This is a genomic window from Vibrio sp. (assembly GCF_048266485.1).
Classification (GTDB): Bacteria; Pseudomonadota; Gammaproteobacteria; order Enterobacterales; family Vibrionaceae; genus Vibrio.
The window spans coordinates 20,375-40,654 of sequence record NZ_JBLWZK010000005.1; the positions used below are offsets into that span (position 1 = coordinate 20,375).

Consider the following 20,280-nt stretch of genomic DNA (forward strand, 5'->3'; position numbering starts at 1 on the left):
AATTACTTGCCGCGATGCATGGCATCATTCGCTTGTTTTAACAAGTTTTGGCTTTCACGCATAAATTGCTGAGAGTAGTATCCATACCATTCTGATACCGAATTAAACTGCTTCACAAATTCAGCTTTATTACGATGATCTAAAATCTCAATGGCTTCGCCAAAACGTTGATGGAAGCGTTTGATCATATCGATATTGCGTTGTGACGACATAATAATATCGCCGTACAAATCAGGATCCTGCGCAAACAGACGACCGACCATCGCTAACTCTAAACGATAAATAGGAGAACTTAGCTGCACTAAAGTATCAAGATTTGGGTTCTCTTTAGATAGGTGCGAGCCATAAGCAAATGACGTGAAGTGACGCAGCGCTTGAATTAAAGTCATGCCGTCATCATGCTCTTCAGCATCAATCTCACAAATACTCGCCCCCCAAATTTCAAATTGATTGAGCAACCATTGATAAGCTTCCGGTTGGCGCCCCTCACTACAAATAATTACCTGTTTTGCCATGCTTGGAATATCTGGGCCAAACATCGGGTGTAAACCAACCACTGGACCAGCATGCGCTTCGAGCATTGCCGAGAGTGGTTCGGCTTTAATCGAAGTTAAATCACATAGAATGCAGTCGCTTGGTAATGCCGGAAGTTTTTTTATTACCGAATCAGTTAGGTGAATTGGCACGCTAACTACGACCATTCCTGCATCTTTAACGATTTCTTCTGCATTCTCCCAATCTTGACTACCTAAGATTTTCACCTGATAGCCAGAAAGCTCAAACATACGCTTAAATAAGCCGCCGAGCTGACCATTACCACCCACAATCACAATAGATCGCAATTCTGGGTTGAGGCACTTAAAGCCAGAATCTTTTTCACTGGCGTAAGACTCACGCATGGTGCGGCGCAGAATATCTTCAATAAGTTGCGGTGGAACGCCACGTTTTTCCGCTTCTTCACGACGAGAAGCCAACATCGCTGCTTCACGATCCGGTGCGTAAATCGGTAAACCATGTTTGCTTTTTACTTCACCGACCTTTTCTACCAAAGACAAACGTTGAGCCAGAAGATCAACGATTTGTTTGTCCACAGCGTCAATTTGGTCTCTTAATTCATTTAATTCAACGGCCATTTATTTTTCCTAACTTCATAATACCCAAAGTAACTGAAGTTGCAGTGAGACGACAAGTGAATGAGGTCCATATCCCATAGGTTACCTATAGATTGGGGCCAATGACACCGTTAACAATGCTGCAGCTTCAAGTACGCAGGGGATAGCACTTAATTCCTTTTGAACCCTCTACTCTACCCTTTTAAGCGCTTTTGTAAAAACGGAACTAATTCTTTATGTGCATGACGTAACAAGGTTTCGGTAGTCTCCCAACTAATACAAGCATCGGTAATCGATACCCCGTATTGCATTTCAGACAATGGAATATCAGAACCTTGATTGCCTTCATTAATATGGCTTTCAATCATTAGACCAATAATCGACTTATTGCCTTCGCGAATTTGATGAATCACATCTTCTGCCACTAATGGCTGACGACGATAATCTTTACGTGAGTTGGCATGACTACAATCAACCATCAGTGCGGCATCTAACCCATGTTTCGCCATCTCTTGTTCACACTCATTCACCGACACTGAATCGTAGTTGGTTTGCTTGCCGCCACGTAGAATCACATGACCATTACCATTACCTTGGGTTGTCAGAAGTGCGACTTGACCATCACTATCAATGCCCATAAAACGGTGGCTAGAAGAAGCGGCTTGCATCGCATTAATGGCCGTACTTAAACTGCCATCGGTGCCATTTTTAAAACCAACCGGAACCGATAAGCCACTGGCCATTTCACGGTGAGTTTGAGACTCGGTAGTACGCGCGCCTATTGCAGCCCAGCTAAATGTATCGCCAAGGTATTGAGGACTGATTGGATCCAGCGCTTCTGTCGCTAATGGAATTTCCATTTCGGCTAAATCAACCAATAGCTGACGAGCAATATGCAGGCCTTGTTCAATATCGAATGAATTATCCAAATGCGGATCGTTAATCAGACCTTTCCAACCAACAGTAGTACGTGGCTTTTCAAAGTAAACACGCATCACTAGGTAAATTTGATCATCCAGTTGAGCTGATAATGCTTTAAGACGTTTTGCGTATTCTTTAGCTGCATCGATGTCATGAATTGAACACGGACCACAAACAACAAGCAAACGGTGATCTTTCTTATGTATAATGTTAGAAATAGTTTGACGTGATGATTGGATAAACTGACGAGCATTCTCGCTTAATGGAATTTTGTTTTTTAATTCATTCGGCGTGATAATGACTTGTTCATCGCTGATATTGATATTGCTTAATTCGCTTTTGTACATAATGTCACCTGTAAAAAATTTAATACACCGTATATCTGAGTCAACTCTCAGTGCTTGATAAATCCAAATTAACAGTATTAACTAACTTTGCAAGCATCACTATCCTGAAAACTACAACACCTAGAACTGTAAAGCAAAATAAACACATGTAATTTTAATTTTACATAAAGGCAATATCATTTACTTTAGCCTATGAGCTATAAAGGTACTATGGACTTAATACTTTCTCTACTTCAACAAATGTGCGTCTACCTAGTGTTAGCCTACATGCTCAGTAAAACGCCGATCTTTTTACCAATGTTGAACATTTCCTCTCGCTTATCTCATAAGTTCAGTTGCTATGTTTTATTCTCATTATTTTGCATAATGGGAACCTACTTTGGTTTACATATCAATGATGCTATAGCCAATACTCGAGCTATTGGCGCAGTGATGGGTGGACTATTTGGCGGCCCAATTGTTGGCTTTGCAGTAGGCTTTACTGGTGGAATTCATCGTTATAGTTTAGGTGGATTCACCGATATAGCTTGTGCTATTTCAACCACCGCAGAAGGGTTAATTGGCGGACTACTACACCTTTATCTAGTAAAAAAAGACAAAACTGAACAACTATTTAATCCGATCATTGTATTGTCGATTACTTTTGTTGCCGAAGCAGCCCAAATGCTGATCATCATCTCCGTCGCCAAACCATTTGATCAAGCTTATGCCCTTGTGTCCAATATTGCTGCACCAATGATCATTGCTAATTGTGTGGGCGCAGCACTGTTTGTCAGCATCTTGCAGGATCGAAAAACCATCTATGAGAAATACTCGGCCACTTTTTCTCGTCGTGCATTAACTATTGCTGAGCGCAGTGTCGGAATTTGGAGTTCAGGCTTTAATTCAACCAATGCAAAAAAAATTGTTCGAATTATTTATGAGGAAACCAATGTAGGTGCGGTAGCTATTACTGATAAAGATAAGATCTTAGCTTTTATCGGCCTTGGCGATGATCACCATAAACCGAATACGCCGATCTCTTCTGATTGCACCATTCAAGCGATGGAACAAAACAGAGTGATGTACCTCGATGGACGAGAAGCGCCTTACCAGTGCTCACTATCATCAAGCTGTAAACTAGGTTCTGTTTTAGTGATCCCATTAAGAGTCGGTAAAGAAGTGATTGGAACAATTAAACTTTATGAACCGAAACGTAAACTGCTGTCTAATATTAACCGTTCAATGGGAGAAGGGATTGCGCAACTACTCTCGAGCCAAATTCTGTATAACGATTTTAAGCGTCAACAAGCATTATTGAGTCAGGCTGAAATTAAATTATTACAAGCTCAAGTAAACCCGCACTTTTTATTTAATGCGCTCAATACTATCAGTGCAATTATTCGTCGCGATCCCAATAAAGCACGAGAACTGATTCAACACCTTTCTCACTTCTTTAGAAGCAACTTAAAACAGAACATAGAAACCGTTACCTTTAAAGAAGAACTAGCACATGTGAACGCCTATCTCACCATTGAAAAAGCCCGTTTTACCGATCGCTTGGAAGTAGAAATTAATATTGATGAGGCATTGCTTGAAAAATCATTACCGAGTTTTACCCTACAACCTTTAGTGGAAAATGCGATTAAACACGGTGTTTCGAATAAACTGGAAGGTGGTAAAATCCGCATTGTAAGCCAACAAAATTCACTCGGTTATCGAATCGTAGTGGAAGATAATGCAGGTAGTTTTATTCCACCACAACCCACTCATGAAGGCTTGGGAATGGAAATTGTTGATAAGCGTTTGACCAACCATTTTGGTCCAACTGCCGCCTTGCAAACCCATTGTCATAAAGATCAATTTACTCGCATGAGTTTTGTAATCCCTTACGAAAAAATTGGTCAATAAAGGATAGCCAATGTTAACTGCAATTGTCATTGATGATGAACTATTTGCTCGTGAAGAGCTCACCGAACTATTACAAGAAACCGGTCAGGTAGAAGTGATTGCCCAAGCGAGTAATGCTATTGAAGGCTTAAAGCAAATCAATAGCTTAAAACCTGAAGCCGTTTTCGTTGATATTCAAATGCCGCAAGTCAGCGGCATTGAATTACTCGGTATGCTTGATCCCGACACCATGCCGCATGTTATTTTTGTCACCGCATTTGACCAATATGCCATTCAAGCTTTTGAAGATAATGCTTTTGACTACCTCCTAAAACCGGTCGACCCTAAGCGACTCGAGAAAAGCATTCAACGTTTGCTCAAAGCGGGACAAAATAAAGAAGCATTACACACTCAAGCCCAAATTGAAGCCCTGACACCAAAGCGCTTACAACAAGTACCTTGCATGGGCCACAACCGGATCATGATCATTTCATTACAAGAGATCGAATCGGCATTTAGCGATCTTTCTGGTGTTCATATTCAAACCGCCCAGCAAACCGCCACCAGCCAATTAACACTAAAAACATTGGAAGAGAAAACAGAGTTATTACGCTGCCATCGCCAGTATTTGATCAACACACAAAAAATCAAAGAGATCAAACTACTCGATAACGGTTTAGGCGAAGTAACTACCCAAAGTGGACAAATAGTTCCCATTAGCCGTCGCTATTTAAAACCACTGAAAGAAGAGTTGGGAATAGTGTAAACACAGGTACCTAGTAACGAGTTCCTAGATTTGCTTCGCTGCTAGAAAGAGCATGGTAGTTACGAGTAGCGTGAACGCTTCGCTTAGTGTTACGAGAAAAACTTTCCATGTTTTCCGAAAAACGTTTCTCGGTATTCGTGACTCGACAGTATTTCCGAGCCACGAGAAACGAAGTGCTCTAGCTACGAGATTCGAACCTATTCTTTTATCAAACTCACCACGGTCCACCCTTCTTCCGTCGTATGAGTACTATCGTTAGAAAGAATATGAATATTACCTTTAGGATCAACGGTAAACAACGATAGACGGTGGCCATCGACGTATTTCATCACATAATCTTGCCACTTAAATTCAGCGGTTAATTTAGTGTGTTTGATTTCAGCACCTTGGTTAATCAGGCTCGCCAGTTTTTTATAACTCACATCATCGCCTAGCAAAGTTCTGCCATGCTTTTCTTCTACAAGACGATGCTTTTCGTGCTGATTTTCTTTGCTTTTGCCATTTAAGAAAAACACTCGGCGCTCGCTAAATTCAGTCATGAAATATTTTGCTACCACGACATTAAAGTGCTTATCTGGCGTCACCGCGATCAAATTACCAATGCCGATTAAATCTAAATATTCCTCTGCATGACTGGAAATTGGGTTGCCGTAGTAGGTTTCTAACCCTTGCATACGCGCTTTACGGATGTACTCCCAATTAGAATCTGTAATAACGATTCGATAGCCATATTTTTGTAAAGCAATCGCGAAGGTTCGACCGACATCATTCGCCCCGACAATCAAGAAGCCCCTCGGCGAAGGCTCAGATAAGCTCAGTGTATTGGCTAATGGCCTAGCAGTAATACTTTGCAGTACCACGGTTCCCACAATCACCATAAAGGTTAACGGAACCAGCAAGCTCGCCCCTTCAACCCCCGCATCAACTAACTTAATGGCAAATAGTGACGAAATAGATGCGGCAACAATGCCTCGTGGCGCCACCCAAGCGATAAAGAATTTCTCTTTAAAATTAAGACTGCTGCCAATAGTAGCAATAAAAATCGCAATAGGGCGTGACACCAATTGTATTGCAGCAAACAGTACCGCAGAAGCGACACCTAAAGTGGCAAAGTCTGCTAACTCCATTCGAGCGGAAAGCATTAAAAACAAACCAGAAATCAATAAGATGGTTAGATTTTCTTTAAAATGCAGAATATTCTGAATATTGACGCCTTTGGCATTCGCAAGCCACATCCCCATCACGGTGACCGACAATAAGCCTGACTCGGACTCCAGAGCATTAGAAACCGCAAATACGCCGAGTACTAAGGTTAACACGGCAAATGGTTGCAAATACTCCGGTAATAAACGGCGTTTTAATATCTGCGCCAATAACATTCCCGCTAAGCCGCCGAGTACGATGCCGATCAATAAGATCAAACCGAACACATGCAAACTGTGCATCTTGCTACTAGAAACAATAAACTCATACACGATCACGATAAATAGCGCGCCAATTGGATCAATGAGAATCCCTTCCCAACGTAATATGTTAGCCAGCTTAGATTTTGGCCTTACCGTGCGTAGGAGTGGCACCACTACTGTTGGGCCCGTCACCACAGTCAAACTGCCGAATAACAACGCCAACGGCCAACTAAAGTCAAGTAAATAGAAGGTAAATACACTGGTCATCGCCCAAGTCATTAACGCCCCGATAGTGACAATGTTGATCACGGTTCGGTTTACTTCGCGGATCTCTTTGAGATTAAGCGTCAAACTCCCTTCAAATAAGATCACCGCAACGGCTAAGGAGATAAGAGGAAAAAGCAGATCGCCGAACATTTCATTCGGTTGAAAGAGATGCGTAATCGGGCCAATAATAAAGCCGGCAATCAATAGAAATAAAATCGCTGGCAACTTCATTCGCCATGCAAGCCATTGGCACCCTAGCCCTACTACCCCAACAGCGGCCAGCATTAAACCTAGATCTTCAGTGAGCATCAAACATACTACCTATTATTAACTATTCACAAATATTCGATAACATTAGTTATTCATCTGACTATCATTCCAACCGCGTTGCCATTCCATACGAAACTTTTGTGAATCTGGGGTTCCTTCACACACGCCTTCATAGTAATTGCCGCTTAACCCGATTTGGTAAGCATGATTAGGGTTGCAGTATTCATTGATGCCTTTTAAGTAACCATCGACATAATCATTAATATTTACTTTGCTAAAGTCTTGAAAATCTCCCGCGGTACGGTGCTGCTTACCTTTAATGCCATCAGAATAACCAACCGCATTCCAATCACCCGCTTTGGCATAATCTTCTGCTGTGCTAGTACAAGCAACCACTAAAAGTAGACCTGCTACTACACTCATATTTTTCATCCACTTCTTCACTTGAGCTTGATTCATTGATATTTCCTTCTGTTCATCACACTGATATTTATCACAACTATTACACAGGTCACATTTAAAACAAATCAGAAAAGCACCGATAAGTTAACAATAAAACCACTTATTAGGTGTAATGACCGTTCAATTTTATATGCGACCACTCATCAAAAGGTTAAATGCTTGTTACTAAAGCTGGGATTATTATGTATGCCGTACTCCTCACCCCTCTTATTGAACAGGACAATAATTATGATGATGTTCCTTTTTTGTGTAGCCGCATTGATTGCTGGTTACTTTATTTACGGAGCTTTCGTTGAAAAAGTTTTCGGCATTAATCAAAACCGTACTACTCCGGCTTACTCTAAGCAAGATGGCGTCGATTATGTCCCAATGTCGAACAAGAAAGTTTACCTGGTTCAACTATTAAACATTGCCGGTGTCGGCCCAATTTTCGGCCCAATCATGGGTGCCCTTTACGGCCCAGCGGCGATGCTTTGGATTGTTTTAGGCTGCATCTTTGCTGGTGCGGTTCACGATTATTTCTCTGGTATGCTTTCTATCCGTAACGGCGGTGCTTCGGTTCCATCGATTACCGGTCGCTATCTAGGTAAAGGTGCGAAACACTTCATGAATGTGTTTGCGATTATTTTACTGCTATTAGTCGGCGTGGTATTTGTTTCCGCGCCAGCAGGCATGATCAGCAACCTAGTGAACGAGCAAACCAGTGCGACCGTTTCAATGGGCACTATGGTTGTGATTATCTTTGCTTATTATATTGTAGCGACTATCGTTCCAATCGATAAAATCATTGGTCGTTTTTATCCTCTATTCGGCTTCTTGTTAATTTTCATGTCTGTTGGCTTAATTAGTGCAATCGCATTTTCAAGTGACCAAGCTATTCTTGCTGGCTATAAATTTAGCGACATGTTCACCAACATGAACCCACACGATCTACCACTATGGCCGGCCCTATTCATTACCATTGCTTGTGGTGCGATTTCAGGTTTCCATGCCACTCAGTCACCTTTAATGGCTCGTTGCTTGGAAAATGAAAAGAACGGTCGTTTCGTATTCTTTGGTGCCATGATTGGTGAAGGTATTATCGCACTAATCTGGTGTGCGGTTGCGTTGTCATTCTTTGGTTCAATGGATGCACTAGGCGAAGCGGTGAAACACGGTGGCCCAGGTAATGTCGTTTACTCATCATCATTTGGTTTACTTGGCGTATTCGGTGGCGTCATTGCTTTCCTAGGTGTGGTAATTCTTCCTATCACCTCTGGCGATACCGCCTTCCGTTCTAGCCGTTTGATCCTTGCTGAATATTTCAACATGGAACAAAAAACACTAAAAAGCCGCTTACTAATGGCACTTCCATTATTTGTTATCGGCGGCATTTTGACTCAAGTAGACTTCGGCATCATCTGGCGCTACTTCGGTTTTGCTAACCAAATGACCGCAGTAATGATGTTATGGACGGCTTCAGCTTACCTACTACGCTTTAACAAGTTACACTGGATCACGACTATTCCTGCCATGTTTATGACGACGGTATGTATTACCTTTATCTTAAACAGCAGCACGCTAGGCTTTGGTTTAGACATGCAAATCTCAACCATCATTGGTGTAGTGGCGATGCTATTCATCACCGGCTATGTAATTAAAATATCGAAAGGCAAAGGCGACCCAGAATTCGACCAAGCTGAAGAAGATAAGTTAAACGCGAAACCTGAGACGGTGTAAGCGTTACTCGGAAGCTCGAAACTAGAGCGCGTTGCTTCTCGGAAAAGATAAAGACCGATAGTTGAGAGGCTGTCGGTCTTTTTGTATATGAAGCACGGTTGATAAGGCACTTACGGTTAGTAATTTTGAGTTAATTAGGTATCATTTTGGACAAAAATGAATCGCTCCGGCCCCGTCATCTCGCACATGAGCCTAAGCGAAGAAGATGCGGGATCTGGCTTTTAAACATAAATTGAGCTAGAGAGATGGATAACTCAACGTTGGACAAAAGCGTGTCAGTTATTTTGCTAAAACTTCGGTCCTCACAATGTGTAATCTTAGTCTGATTTGCTAAGAACCTGTCTATGTTCCAACAACACTGCCTGTCGAACTTCAGAAGAAAATAATGTAACAGGTCCAGAATATGCGAGTACATTTAATACGAGTTTATGAAAAATATCGATACAGGAGTACAGCTCATCTCTCTTTTTCTGCTCTTGTACATTACTAAGCTCTTTTGATACAGGATGCGCACTAGCATTTCGAATACTATTCCAGAGCCTTTTATCATTATTAGCTAAAACATCTTCTTCTATTAAAATATCAAGTGCTCTTGCTGCTGTAATGTTCTTCCAATAAGAGACGCTTGATTGAAGGCGGTTAAAATACATAACGTCAATGTCCAGCTTTTTAAGCTTTAGCTTAATCTCTTTTATAGCTTCTACTAATTTTTGGTCCTGTCGCGATTGCTTGAAATCTGGAATATATATGTCATTCAGAACCCCCTCTACTGCAACAGATAGTACTAGTTCGGCAATATCATCTGAGGAATTGAATCCACGCCATACCCTCTCCCATTGGCTACTTACGCAGTCAAAGTGATTAATATTATCAGAATACAAAGCCAGAACTCGTTGAAATAAACCAACACTATAATTATTACTCCCTCTAGGTATCTGGACATTACTTGGTATCGGGTTAGTTGAACGTTTATGCGATATCTGGTTATTAAAACTTCGAATTGTGCATTTATTTATATTTCCTACATTGGTAAACAAAATATAAGGTTGAAGAAAAACACCACAAGAAAAGCCAAGATAGAACCTGATACATCTCTCCAGATCTTCTGGTACGAAATTGCCTTTAACTTTAACAAACCGATAATCTGACTCATTAACAACTCTGATATCTAAACCATCGACCTCAAAGCAAAGCTCATTAAAACCAAATGATTCAGATCCAGTTGATGTTGATAATGTTCTATTACTCTTATTGAATGGAATATCTATTTCTTGTTCGAACTCTAGGTGCAAGTATGGCGTATCCACACTTTCTTCTCGAAACTCTTCAGAAGCAATGTATGGTAAAAGTGTATAAATTACTTTATTAGTCTTTAGTTGAAAGCATGAAAGCTCCAGCTTAAAGCCTTGTGTTTTCCATACTCTACCTGATATATCAACGAGTTCAGCAAACAACTCATGCTCTGGATTCAAGTGATCTTGAGGAAACCTTAGTTGAGGCTGTAATTGACCAATAGGTTTATATACAGTCTCTGTACAAACCATTTCCAGAAACAAAGTTCCAAACTTATTCTGCTTTATCGTACCATGACCATTCAGTCTCAAACCATCTGCATGATTTTGCCAAATACGTACAGATATGCAGTGTATCTCCATTTCAGACGATCTAACGCTAGAACTAAAGTTTGTATCAAAATGCATAAACACCTACCGCTCAATCACAAATTTCTTTCCATTATACTGCTTTTATTAACTCACCAACATTAATCTGCTCTAAAAATCTCACTCCATACAATGGCATCCAGTTAGTAAATTGAATGTTTACAGCACCAGTACAAGGTGATTGATAAATATTGATAAATGGTAAGGTCGGTTTCATTAGGGAGCTCTATTTTAGAGAAAATATGTTAACTCATTTCGGGGCATAAATAAGTCACTCACATCAACCCTCCCCGCCCTCCCTTGGCTATACATCTTGATGCCAAGTATTTTTCATTGGTAAAGGGAGGGAGTTATTTGTAATCGCTTGTTGTTTAATGGTATTAGCGTAAAAAACACTGTAAATATTCAGCGAGTGATAAGTAGATTCCTGCTCTCGCTTAGGCTCGGCTGGAATGACGCTCTAATAATGTGCGATAAATCTTGGGTAGATATTGCAACTACAAGCAACAAAGACTAGCTCTTCCCCTTGATAGATGAAGCCACTTGGCAGCAGAAGTCGATATAAGGGGAAGCTGGATGGGGTTGGTTAGGCAAAATACTTTGGGGTACAAATAAACTACTCACATCAACCCTCCCCGCCCTCCCTTGGCTATAAATCTTGATGCCAAGTATTTTTCGTTGGTAAAGGGAGGGAGTTATTTGTGATCGCTTGTTGTGTAATGGTATTAGCGTAAAAAAACACTGTAAATATTCAGCGCGTGATAAGTAGATTCCTGCTCTCGCTTAGGCTCGGCTGGAATGACGCTCTAATAATGTGCGGTGAATTTTGAGTCTCAAGATAATAAGAGAGATCCTGAACTACGTTCGTCCTTCACTATTCAGGATGACAACTTTTCAAAATAGAATAACCTAAAAAACAAAAAGGCCGCTAGACTTTCATCTAGCGACCTTATTTGATTTTGTCTCGAACTATCTCTTCCGAGCAACGAGAAACCTCTTTACCGCTACTCTACATTCTTAATTTGCAGTTCTTTTGGCACTTCAAAGAACATATTTTCTTCGCGGCCTAGTACTTCTTCTACATCACGTCCGCCCAGCTCTTTAATGCGCTCGATGATTTGATGGACGAGTTCTTCAGGAGCCGATGCGCCTGCGGTAACGCCGACTTTCGTTTTACCATCAAACCAAGCTGGATTAATGTCTTCAGGGCAATCGGTGAGATAACCAGGCGTGCCCAGTTTTTCCGATAGCTCTTTCAGGCGTGTTGAGTTTGACGAGTTTTTCGAGCCTACGACGACCATCACATCAACACTACCAGCCAAAATACGGACTGCGTCTTGACGGTTTTGAGTGGCGTAACAAATGTCATCTTTACGCGGCCCTTGAATTTCTGGGAAGGTTTTACGCAACTCATCAATCACATCAGAGGTTTCATCAACCGAAAGTGTGGTTTGGCTAACGTAATGTAAGTGAGTCGGATCTTTTACCACTAGTTTAGCAACATCTTCTGGACGCTCTACTAGATACATACCACCCGTTTCGCTGGCGTATTGCCCCATAGTGCCTTCGACTTCTGGGTGTCCAGCATGACCGATCAATACGACTTCCATATTACGGCGACTCGCACGAGCCACTTCCATATGTACTTTGGTTACCAGAGGACAAGTCGCATCAAAAACCGTTAACTGGCGATCTTTTGCTTCTTGGCGAACCGCTTGAGAAACACCATGTGCTGAGAAAATAACAATATTGTCATCTGGCACTTCAGACAATTCTTCAACAAACACTGCGCCACGTTGCTTTAAGCCTTCAACCACAAAACGATTGTGCACCACTTCATGACGAACATAAATTGGCGGCTGATACATTTCTAATGCACGTTCAACAATACTGATCGCACGGTCTACACCAGCACAGAAGCCACGTGGATTGGCTAACAAAATTTTCATGTCTTGGGTCATATCTTTGATCACTTAAGCGGCAATGAATGGCGCTATTCTACCGATAACGTTTTTACAGGCAACTATTATCCCTAAATGTCAGCTATTCTACTGCTAAGATTTCTACGTCAAAAACTACGTCTTGGCCGACAAGTGGATGATTAAAGTCAACCTTTACCGATTCACCTGTAACTTCGGAAATAATGCCCGGTATTTCCATGCCATCTCGGCCATTAAACGCCATAATGGTGCCGACCTCTAACTCTTGACCATTAAAGCGATTTTTATCCATATATTGAATAAAGTCAGGGTTCGGCTCACCAAAAGCATCTTTGGCTTCAAGCTCTATTGCTTTACTTTCACCGCTCGTTAAACCGATAAGGCAAGTTTCAAAGTTAGGGCTTAAACTGCCATCACCCATCGTAAATTTAGCCGCTTTTCCCATATTATGAGTACTATCGGCTACCGAGCCATCCTTCAGCTTAATGGTAAAATGCAAAGTAACCGTACTATCTTCTGTAATTATCGACACGAAAAATCCTTATTCTTTAAAATCAGTTTTACCCGAGAAACGAGAAACGTTAACGGATTATATAAAAAAGCGCCACTGGAAAACCAATGGCGCTTTTAAACTGAGGCTTGAGTAACGAATTAGGCGTCTGGTTGCTCTTTTTTAGAGCGAAAACCATCAAGCACAATCATAACGGCACCGATACAAATGGCTGAATCCGCCAAGTTAAAGGCTGGCCAGTGATAATTACCCCAGAAGAAATCGAGATAATCGACAACAAAGCCATGCACAATTCTGTCAAATACATTGCCGAGAGCACCGCCAATCACTAAAGCATAAGCAACATTGTTCCAACGCTCAGTAGCAGGTAGCTTACGCATCCACCACATCAACATGCCACTCACCACAAATGCGATGCCTGAGAACAACCAACGTTGCCAACCTTCTTGATCACTTAAGAAGCTAAATGCTGCACCTAGGTTATGAACATAAAGTAGATTAAAAAACGGCAACACTTCAATACGGTTTGACCAACCATATCCCATGTTATCCATAACAATTAACTTAATGCCAATGTCTAAGCAAAACACCAGAGCCGCCAGCCATAGCCAGCGAAGCCCTGTTTGTTTGATAAGCTTACTCATTACGCGAACTTGCGGACTTCGCCGTCGCCATCAACGTTAGTCACACAACGGCCACAAATGGTTTCATGACCAGCAATGGTGCCAACATCGGCCACATGGTGCCAACAACGGTCACACTTCTCAGCTTCTGAAGCAGCCACTTCTACCAATAAACCTTCTACTTCGGTTTCTTTAGCTGCGTCAGTTTTCTCGCTTAGTGGCTTCACTTGTGCTTTAGAGGTTAATAATACAAAGCGTAATTCATCTTCAAGCTTATTGATGGTTGCAGCTAAGGCGTCATCTGCGTACAGAGTCACTTCCGCTTGTAATGAACCACCAATCGTTTTGTCGTTACGAGCCGCTTCAAGCAATTTGTTCACTGAAGCACGAACCGTTTGGATTTGCGTCCAAAATTCGTTATTTAGCTCTTCGCCTTCAATTAGACCGAATAAACCATCGAACCATTCACCCGTAAACACAAACTGATCGCGAGCTTCACCATTTGGTAGTTTAGTTGGCATTTCGTTCCAGATTTCATCGGCAGTGAATGACATGATAGGCGCCATCCAACGAACCAGTGCTTCTACGATGTAGTAAAGTGCAGTTTGGCAACTACGTTGTGCATGACTACCTTGTTTCGCGGTGTACTGACGGTCTTTAATCACATCTAAGTAGAATGAACCCATTTCAATTGAACAGAACTGCATTAACCGCTGTGTTACGCTATGAGTATTATATTGTTCATACGCTTTGACGATCTCAGTTTGTGCGGCTTGTGCACGCGCGACCGCCCAACGATCCAATGCCACCATATCTTCTGGCGCGACCATATCCGTTGCTGGGTTGAAACCGTTTAGGTTCGCAAGGAAGAAACGTGCAGTGTTACGAATACGACGATACGCATCGGCACTACGTTTTAGGATTTCATCAGAAACCGCTACTTCACCCGTGTAGTCAGTTGAAGCGACCCATAGACGTAAAATGTCAGCACCCAGCTTGTTAGTGACATCTTTTGGTGCAACCACATTGCCGATAGATTTCGACATCTTACGGCCTTTACCATCAACGACGAAACCGTGTGTTAGTACTTGCTTGTAAGGTGCTTCATCTTTCATTGCGATCGAAGTGATCAATGATGATTGGAACCAACCACGGTGTTGATCTGAACCTTCAAGGTATAAATCCGCACTATAACCATTGAATTCATCACGGTTGTCTACAACGGCGTAGTGAGTCACACCAGAATCAAACCATACATCTAACGTATCAAGAACCTTCTCGTAGTTAGCGGCATCTTCTTCGCTCATTAGTTCAGCGGCATCTACATCCCACCAAGCTTGAATGCCTTTTTCTTCTACTAGCTTCGCGACTTTCTCGATAAGCTCAGGAGAGTTAGGGTGCAGTTCAGCGGTTTCTTTATGTACGAATAAAGCGATTGGCACGCCCCAAGTACGTTGACGAGAGATACACCATTCAGGGCGACCTTCGATCATACCTTCGATTCGGCTTTGACCCCACTCCGGCATCCACTCCACATTTTTAATTGCACCTAATGCTTTGGCACGTAGACCCGCTTGATCCATCGATACAAACCATTGTGGTGTTGCACGGAAGATGATTGGAGTCTTATGACGCCAACAATGTGGGTAGCTGTGCTCATAAGCGTGGTGATGTAAAAGTGCACCTTTTTCTTTCAATACTTCAAGTACTGAATCGTTCGCTTTAAAGACGTGTTGACCCGCAAATAGCTCGGTATCAGGTAAGTAAACACCGTTAGAACCCACTGGGTTAGCCACTTCTAAATCATATTGTTTACCAACTACGAAGTCTTCTTGGCCGTGGCCAGGAGCAGTGTGAACCACACCAGTACCAGAATCCGTTGTAACGTGATCGCCCAAGATAGCAGGAACACTGAAGTCGTAGAATGGGTGAGAGAATTGCGTTAATTCAAGATCTTTACCACTGGCAAAACCTAAGTTATGAAAATGCTCGATACCTGCGCGATCCATCACAGATTTCGCTAGATCTGATGCCACGATAACACGCTCAGCAGCTTGTTCGCCATTAGCTTCAACTTGAATCAATACGTATTCAAGATCGTCACGCAAACATACCGCGCGGTTTGCAGGCAATGTCCAAGGAGTGGTCGTCCAAATAACAATCGATACATCACCTTCACCTTGATGACCTTCTTTGCAATCAAACTTAGCAACGGTCGCAGCTTGGTCAGCAGCTTTAAAACGCACATCGATAGAAGGCGATACTTTATCTTTATATTCTACTTCCGCTTCAGCTAGAGCTGAACCACAGTCAGTACACCAGTGAACCGGTTTGAAACCTTTCAGTAAATGACCTTGGTCTGCAATTTTACCTAAAGCACGAATAATGTTCGCTTCGGTATTAAAATCCATAGTGCGGTACGGTTTGTCCCACTCGCCCATGATACCCAAACGCTTAAAGCTTTCTTTTTGACCTTCTACTTGGCCCGCCGCATATTTACGGCATTCTTCACGGAATTCAGCCGCCGAGATTTTTTGCCCCGGCTTGCCTTTTTTCTTCTCAACCATAAGTTCAATTGGAAGACCGTGACAGTCCCAACCAGGAACGTATGGAGCATCAAAGCCAGAAAGTGTTTTTGACTTAATAATAATATCTTTAAGAATCTTGTTTAACGCGTGACCAATATGAATATCACCGTTGGCGTATGGAGGGCCATCGTGTAATACGAAGGATTTTTTACCTTTCTTTGCAGCACGGATTGCGCCGTAAAGATCTTCTTTGTACCAACGCTTAAGCATTTCTGGCTCACGATTAGCCAGATTTCCGCGCATTGGAAACCCCGTTTCAGGTAGATTCAGAGTATCTTTATAGTCAGTCATCGATTCTTAATTCCGTTACATTGGGCGATATTAAATAAGGATTTTCTTGGAGATGTAGCGCTTATTCAGCCATCTCTGAAAATATGTTGTGCTCAAGTAACCACACCCTTGCCACTTGAGCATCTAATACTATTTGTTGTTTCAATAATTCAAATGAATCAAATTTTTGTTCATCACGAATTTTATGTAGTAGAACTACTTCTAGTTGCTTACCGTATAGATTACTTTTGAAGTCAAACAAGTGCACTTCAAGTTGTTGACGTACACCATTAACGGTTGGCCTGTTACCGACATTAGCAACACCACCGATCACCGCATTGCCATCGGCTCCGATCACTTTCACCACATAGACACCAGACACTGGTGACACATTACGCTTTAATGGGATGTTCGCCGTTGGAAAATCAATGGTTCGGCCTAACTTACGGCCATGTGATACACGACCATTAATACTGTAGTCACGACCTAGCATAGCCGCGGCTGACGCCAAATCATCACTCGCTAATGCTTGGCGAATCGCAGTACTACTGACTCTCACTGAAGAGTCAGCTTGTTGAGCAATACGTTCTGGCATACAAAAGCTTTGTGTATTGACCACTTGGAAGCCATATTTATCCGCTGCTTTTTGCAAGTCAGAAAAAGTACCTTGGCGATTCTTTCCAAAACAAAAATCATCACCAACCACTAAAAACTTAACCCCAAGTTTCTTAACTAGCAACTCACTAATAAAATCTTCAGGGCTTAAACTGGCAAACTTTTGATTAAAATTAACACACAATAAGCGATCAATTTTACATTTAGATAATTGGGCAAACTTATCTCGCAATCGAGTGAGCCTTGCTGGCGCAGCTTGCTTCGCAAAAAACTCCATGGGCTGAGGCTCAAATGTCATCACAATCGAGGGTAGATCTAAAGTCTCAGCGTGTTCACAAAGTTGCTTTAATACTTTCTGATGCCCTAAATGAACGCCATCAAAATTACCAATGCTGAGCACACATCCTGAATGATGCGCTTGAATATTGTGAATGCCTCGAATCAATTCCATACGGTTTTTATTTACCAAATTTTTGCTTCGCGTTAAACCGACGAATTATATACGTAATGCCCTTAATATGCGAGCATCACGCACCTTTGTTGTTGCCAATTAATCGGCCTTCAAGTGTTTCAGGCGAATACCAAATAACGTTGCAGAAACCAGATAAACCGCGGCACCTAAACCAATCAAACCCGCTAGCCACATTGCACGCACAGAAATAGACCAAGTTAGCCAAGTAGCAAAATCAGCCATCTGCCAATCAATTACGGCCACCATCAAACCACCAGCTAGAGCAATTTTCATAGCAAAAACAATCGTTTCTTTTGATAGTCGATACACATTGGCAATATGTAGACCGCGATATAATAACCCCATATTAACTAAGGCTGAAAGCGATGTTGCCAGTGCTAAACCTACATAACCAAAGAAGTAAGCAAAAATCGCATTGAACACAATATTAGTCAACATCGCTATGATGCCATAACGAACTGGAGTTTTCGTGTCTTGTCTTGAGTAGTAACCCGGTGCTAATACTTTGATTAACATAAAGTTCAGTAAGCCAGTGGCATAAGCAAACAACGACAAAGAAGCATTTTGTACATCCGCAGCAGAAAACTCGCCACGCATAAACAGCACCATCAGCATTGGCTTAGCAAGCACAATTAATCCACACATCGCAGGCACACCGAGCAGCAGCACCATGCGAACGCCCCAATCCATTGTCTTGGAGAATCCATCATTTTCAGCATCGACATGCTTACGTGATAAGGCCGGCAAGATAACCGTTGCAATTGCGATACCAAACAAACCTAACGGAAATTCCAATAGGCGATCCGAATAATAAAGATAACTGATTGAACCTGTCGCAAGAAAACTGGCCACTGCAGAATCAAACAATAAGTTAATTTGACTAACCGATACCCCAAACAATGCAGGAATCATTAGAGTGCGGATTTTTTTCACACCGGGATCATTCCAACCCCATTGCGGACGGACGATCACTTTTTGCTTTAATAAAAATGGAATTTGGAACAAAAACTGCGCCAAGCCGCCTAAGAATACCCCAATAGCGAGACCCACTTCAGGCTGATCGAGATTGGGGGAAATATATAACGCGGCTAAAATCATCATTATGTTTAAAAACACCGGAGTAAATGATGAAACCGCAAACTTACCTAAGGTATTTAAAATTGCACCAGATAAAGCAACAAAAGTGACAAACCACAAATAAGGAAAAGTGATCTTCAATAAGAAGCTAGCCAGGACAAACTTGTCAGCTTTCGGGCCATCATTCAGCCAATCCATAAACCAACCAGCACCAAAAACGGCAGTGACCACACCAGAACCAAGTACACCTAGTAGTGTCACAATAGTTACAAGCACCCCAAGTGTCCCTGAAACTTTAGCGATAAGTTGACGAGTTTTATCCATATCGCCAGACGCGTGATATTCAGTCAATACAGGAACGAAAGCTTGAGAAAATGCGCCCTCGGCAAATAAACGACGCAAAAAGTTAGGAATTCGATTGGCAAAAAAGAATACATCGGCAGCCGCACCAGCTCCCATTAAATTAGCAACAACAACATCACGTACCAGGCCTAATACCCTAGAAACAAATGTCATGGCGCTAACAATTAGCCCAGATCGTAATAGTTTTCGACTCACGCGTGCCTCGATAAAAAATAGTCATAAACGACAATAAGCCCTCAGTGGCCAATTTATCGCTATTTGAGCATAAATTTGCCATCAATGAGTGACTTTGTAATGAGATAATTATATCCCCAAGTGACTTCAAGATGCAGAATTCAGAGCTATCATCCAGACCTTTAGGCAAGGAAGATTGGCGAAGGAATGTAGGCACCTTTCAAATCAATCTGACGCAGCATAAAGGTTTGGATGAAGCTCTCGAAGGGCAAGTTAAAACAAGCGTTATGCTGCGTTAAATTGAACAGAGATAGAATCACTATGATCATATTCAATTTGCCTTGCCTAAAGCTTGTTTTATTCTTGCTGAAACTTGCACCCTGAAGTTACTTGGGTATAGCATTGGTATTCAAATGCTGATAGAATTCACGCCATCTTAACCGCGATAGCCATACTTCACCAAAATTTTTGTTTGGTAAAGATTGGTTTTTGCACAAATCTGTTGACATATTTTAAGGGAAAAGGCATAGTCCTCGCCCTTAAATTGTCACCGAACTAAAGTTTTTTGGGAGTTAGACCCTTGGCAAACAGTAAATCTGCTAAGAAGCGCGCTATCCAAGCTGAGAAACGTCGCCAGCACAATGCTAGCCGTCGTTCTATGATGCGCACTTACATGAAAAAAACTATCGCGGCTATTGAAGCTGGCGATAAAGAAGCTGCAACTGCTGCACTAGTTGAAGTTACACCATTACTAGACCGCATGGCGACTAAAGGCCTTATTCATAAGAATAAAGCTGCTCGTCACAAGTCTCGTTTTGCTGCAGCGATCAAAGCACTTTAATTTTAA

Annotated in this window: 16 protein-coding genes; 4 read left to right on the plus strand and 12 right to left on the minus strand. The window is 41.9% G+C overall.

What is annotated here, in order from left to right; genetic code table 11:
- Positions 1-2 precede the first annotated feature (2 nt).
- Together tyrA and ACN0T8_RS08270 are read right to left on the minus strand one after the other, a co-directional pair.
- Positions 3-1,133 (minus strand): bifunctional chorismate mutase/prephenate dehydrogenase, encoded by a 1,131-nt coding sequence (tyrA, locus tag ACN0T8_RS08265; RefSeq protein ID WP_417880156.1) that lies wholly within the window; start codon positions 1,131-1,133, stop codon positions 3-5.
- Between the two features lie 173 nt (positions 1,134-1,306).
- A complete protein-coding gene (locus tag ACN0T8_RS08270; RefSeq protein WP_417880157.1) occupies positions 1,307-2,380 on the minus strand; it encodes a 3-deoxy-7-phosphoheptulonate synthase in 1,074 nt (357 codons plus the stop codon).
- A gap of 210 nt (positions 2,381-2,590) precedes the next feature.
- On the opposite strand from ACN0T8_RS08270, the gene ACN0T8_RS08275 reads away from it, so the two are divergent.
- Both ACN0T8_RS08275 and btsR read left to right on the plus strand, forming a co-directional pair.
- The gene (locus ACN0T8_RS08275; protein WP_417880158.1) at positions 2,591-4,270 is read left to right on the plus strand and encodes a LytS/YhcK type 5TM receptor domain-containing protein; all 1,680 of its coding nucleotides are present in this window, start codon (positions 2,591-2,593) and stop codon (positions 4,268-4,270) included.
- 10 nt (positions 4,271-4,280) lie between these two features.
- Positions 4,281-5,015 (plus strand): two-component system response regulator BtsR, encoded by a 735-nt coding sequence (gene btsR / locus ACN0T8_RS08280; protein WP_417880159.1) that lies wholly within the window; start codon positions 4,281-4,283, stop codon positions 5,013-5,015.
- 197 nt (positions 5,016-5,212) lie between these two features.
- On the opposite strand, the gene ACN0T8_RS08285 is transcribed toward btsR, so the two are convergent.
- Both ACN0T8_RS08285 and ACN0T8_RS08290 read right to left on the minus strand, forming a co-directional pair.
- Complete coding sequence (locus ACN0T8_RS08285; protein WP_417880160.1) at positions 5,213-6,997, minus strand: cation:proton antiporter; 1,785 nt, start codon at positions 6,995-6,997, stop codon at positions 5,213-5,215.
- Between the two features lie 45 nt (positions 6,998-7,042).
- Complete coding sequence (locus ACN0T8_RS08290; RefSeq protein ID WP_417880282.1) at positions 7,043-7,390, minus strand: DUF2799 domain-containing protein; 348 nt, start codon at positions 7,388-7,390, stop codon at positions 7,043-7,045.
- Positions 7,391-7,648: 258 nt separating this feature from the next.
- Between ACN0T8_RS08290 and ACN0T8_RS08295 the strand changes: the two genes are divergently transcribed.
- The gene (locus ACN0T8_RS08295; RefSeq protein WP_417880161.1) at positions 7,649-9,139 is read left to right on the plus strand and encodes a carbon starvation protein A; all 1,491 of its coding nucleotides are present in this window, start codon (positions 7,649-7,651) and stop codon (positions 9,137-9,139) included.
- Positions 9,140-9,456: 317 nt separating this feature from the next.
- On the opposite strand, the gene ACN0T8_RS08300 is transcribed toward ACN0T8_RS08295, so the two are convergent.
- The 8 genes from ACN0T8_RS08300 to murJ all read right to left on the minus strand — a co-directional run bounded on the left by ACN0T8_RS08300 (position 9,457) and on the right by murJ (position 19,454).
- The gene (locus tag ACN0T8_RS08300; RefSeq protein WP_417880162.1) at positions 9,457-10,839 is read right to left on the minus strand and encodes a hypothetical protein; all 1,383 of its coding nucleotides are present in this window, start codon (positions 10,837-10,839) and stop codon (positions 9,457-9,459) included.
- 34 nt (positions 10,840-10,873) lie between these two features.
- Positions 10,874-11,017 (minus strand): hypothetical protein, encoded by a 144-nt coding sequence (locus ACN0T8_RS08305; RefSeq protein WP_417880163.1) that lies wholly within the window; start codon positions 11,015-11,017, stop codon positions 10,874-10,876.
- Between the two features lie 787 nt (positions 11,018-11,804).
- A complete protein-coding gene (gene ispH, locus ACN0T8_RS08310) occupies positions 11,805-12,761 on the minus strand; it encodes a 4-hydroxy-3-methylbut-2-enyl diphosphate reductase (protein ID WP_417880164.1) in 957 nt (318 codons plus the stop codon).
- Between the two features lie 82 nt (positions 12,762-12,843).
- On the minus strand, positions 12,844-13,272 hold the full coding sequence (gene fkpB / locus ACN0T8_RS08315; RefSeq protein WP_417880165.1) for an FKBP-type peptidyl-prolyl cis-trans isomerase: 429 nt from the start codon (positions 13,270-13,272) through the stop codon (positions 12,844-12,846).
- A 119-nt stretch (positions 13,273-13,391) separates the two neighbouring features.
- Positions 13,392-13,895 carry a signal peptidase II gene (gene lspA, locus ACN0T8_RS08320; RefSeq protein WP_417880166.1) on the minus strand — a complete coding sequence of 168 codons (504 nt, stop codon included), beginning with the start codon at positions 13,893-13,895 and terminating at the stop codon, positions 13,392-13,394.
- Complete coding sequence (gene ileS / locus ACN0T8_RS08325) at positions 13,895-16,753, minus strand: isoleucine--tRNA ligase (protein WP_417880167.1); 2,859 nt, start codon at positions 16,751-16,753, stop codon at positions 13,895-13,897. Before ileS ends, lspA begins: the two co-directional genes overlap by 1 nt.
- A 61-nt stretch (positions 16,754-16,814) precedes the next feature.
- On the minus strand, positions 16,815-17,798 hold the full coding sequence (gene ribF / locus ACN0T8_RS08330; RefSeq protein ID WP_417880168.1) for a bifunctional riboflavin kinase/FAD synthetase: 984 nt from the start codon (positions 17,796-17,798) through the stop codon (positions 16,815-16,817).
- Between the two features lie 99 nt (positions 17,799-17,897).
- Positions 17,898-19,454, minus strand: coding sequence for a murein biosynthesis integral membrane protein MurJ (gene murJ / locus ACN0T8_RS08335; RefSeq protein WP_417880169.1), 1,557 nt, complete (start codon positions 19,452-19,454; stop codon positions 17,898-17,900).
- A 559-nt stretch (positions 19,455-20,013) separates the two neighbouring features.
- Here murJ and rpsT point away from each other — a divergent pair.
- Positions 20,014-20,274 (plus strand): 30S ribosomal protein S20, encoded by a 261-nt coding sequence (rpsT, locus tag ACN0T8_RS08340; protein WP_089124807.1) that lies wholly within the window; start codon positions 20,014-20,016, stop codon positions 20,272-20,274.
- The last annotated feature ends 6 nt before the right edge of the window (positions 20,275-20,280 follow it).

Excerpts from the sequence above, each read along its gene's own strand:
- btsR (WP_417880159.1), top strand. The coding sequence starts at position 4,281 with ATGTTAACTGCAATTGTCATTGATGATGAACTATTTGCTCGTGAAGAG.
- ACN0T8_RS08285 (WP_417880160.1), bottom strand. The coding sequence starts at position 6,997 with ATGCTCACTGAAGATCTAGGTTTAATGCTGGCCGCTGTTGGGGTAGTA.
- ACN0T8_RS08295 (WP_417880161.1), top strand. The coding sequence starts at position 7,649 with ATGATGATGTTCCTTTTTTGTGTAGCCGCATTGATTGCTGGTTACTTT.
- ACN0T8_RS08305 (WP_417880163.1), bottom strand. The coding sequence starts at position 11,017 with ATGAAACCGACCTTACCATTTATCAATATTTATCAATCACCTTGTACT.
- tyrA (WP_417880156.1), bottom strand. The coding sequence starts at position 1,133 with ATGGCCGTTGAATTAAATGAATTAAGAGACCAAATTGACGCTGTGGAC.
- ACN0T8_RS08275 (WP_417880158.1), top strand. The coding sequence starts at position 2,591 with ATGGACTTAATACTTTCTCTACTTCAACAAATGTGCGTCTACCTAGTG.
- ribF (WP_417880168.1), bottom strand. The coding sequence starts at position 17,798 with ATGGAATTGATTCGAGGCATTCACAATATTCAAGCGCATCATTCAGGA.
- ACN0T8_RS08300 (WP_417880162.1), bottom strand. The coding sequence starts at position 10,839 with ATGCATTTTGATACAAACTTTAGTTCTAGCGTTAGATCGTCTGAAATG.
- ispH (WP_417880164.1), bottom strand. The coding sequence starts at position 12,761 with ATGACCCAAGACATGAAAATTTTGTTAGCCAATCCACGTGGCTTCTGT.
- ACN0T8_RS08270 (WP_417880157.1), bottom strand. The coding sequence starts at position 2,380 with ATGTACAAAAGCGAATTAAGCAATATCAATATCAGCGATGAACAAGTC.
- ileS (WP_417880167.1), bottom strand. The coding sequence starts at position 16,753 with ATGACTGACTATAAAGATACTCTGAATCTACCTGAAACGGGGTTTCCA.
- lspA (WP_417880166.1), bottom strand. The coding sequence starts at position 13,895 with ATGAGTAAGCTTATCAAACAAACAGGGCTTCGCTGGCTATGGCTGGCG.
- ACN0T8_RS08290 (WP_417880282.1), bottom strand. The coding sequence starts at position 7,390 with ATGAAAAATATGAGTGTAGTAGCAGGTCTACTTTTAGTGGTTGCTTGT.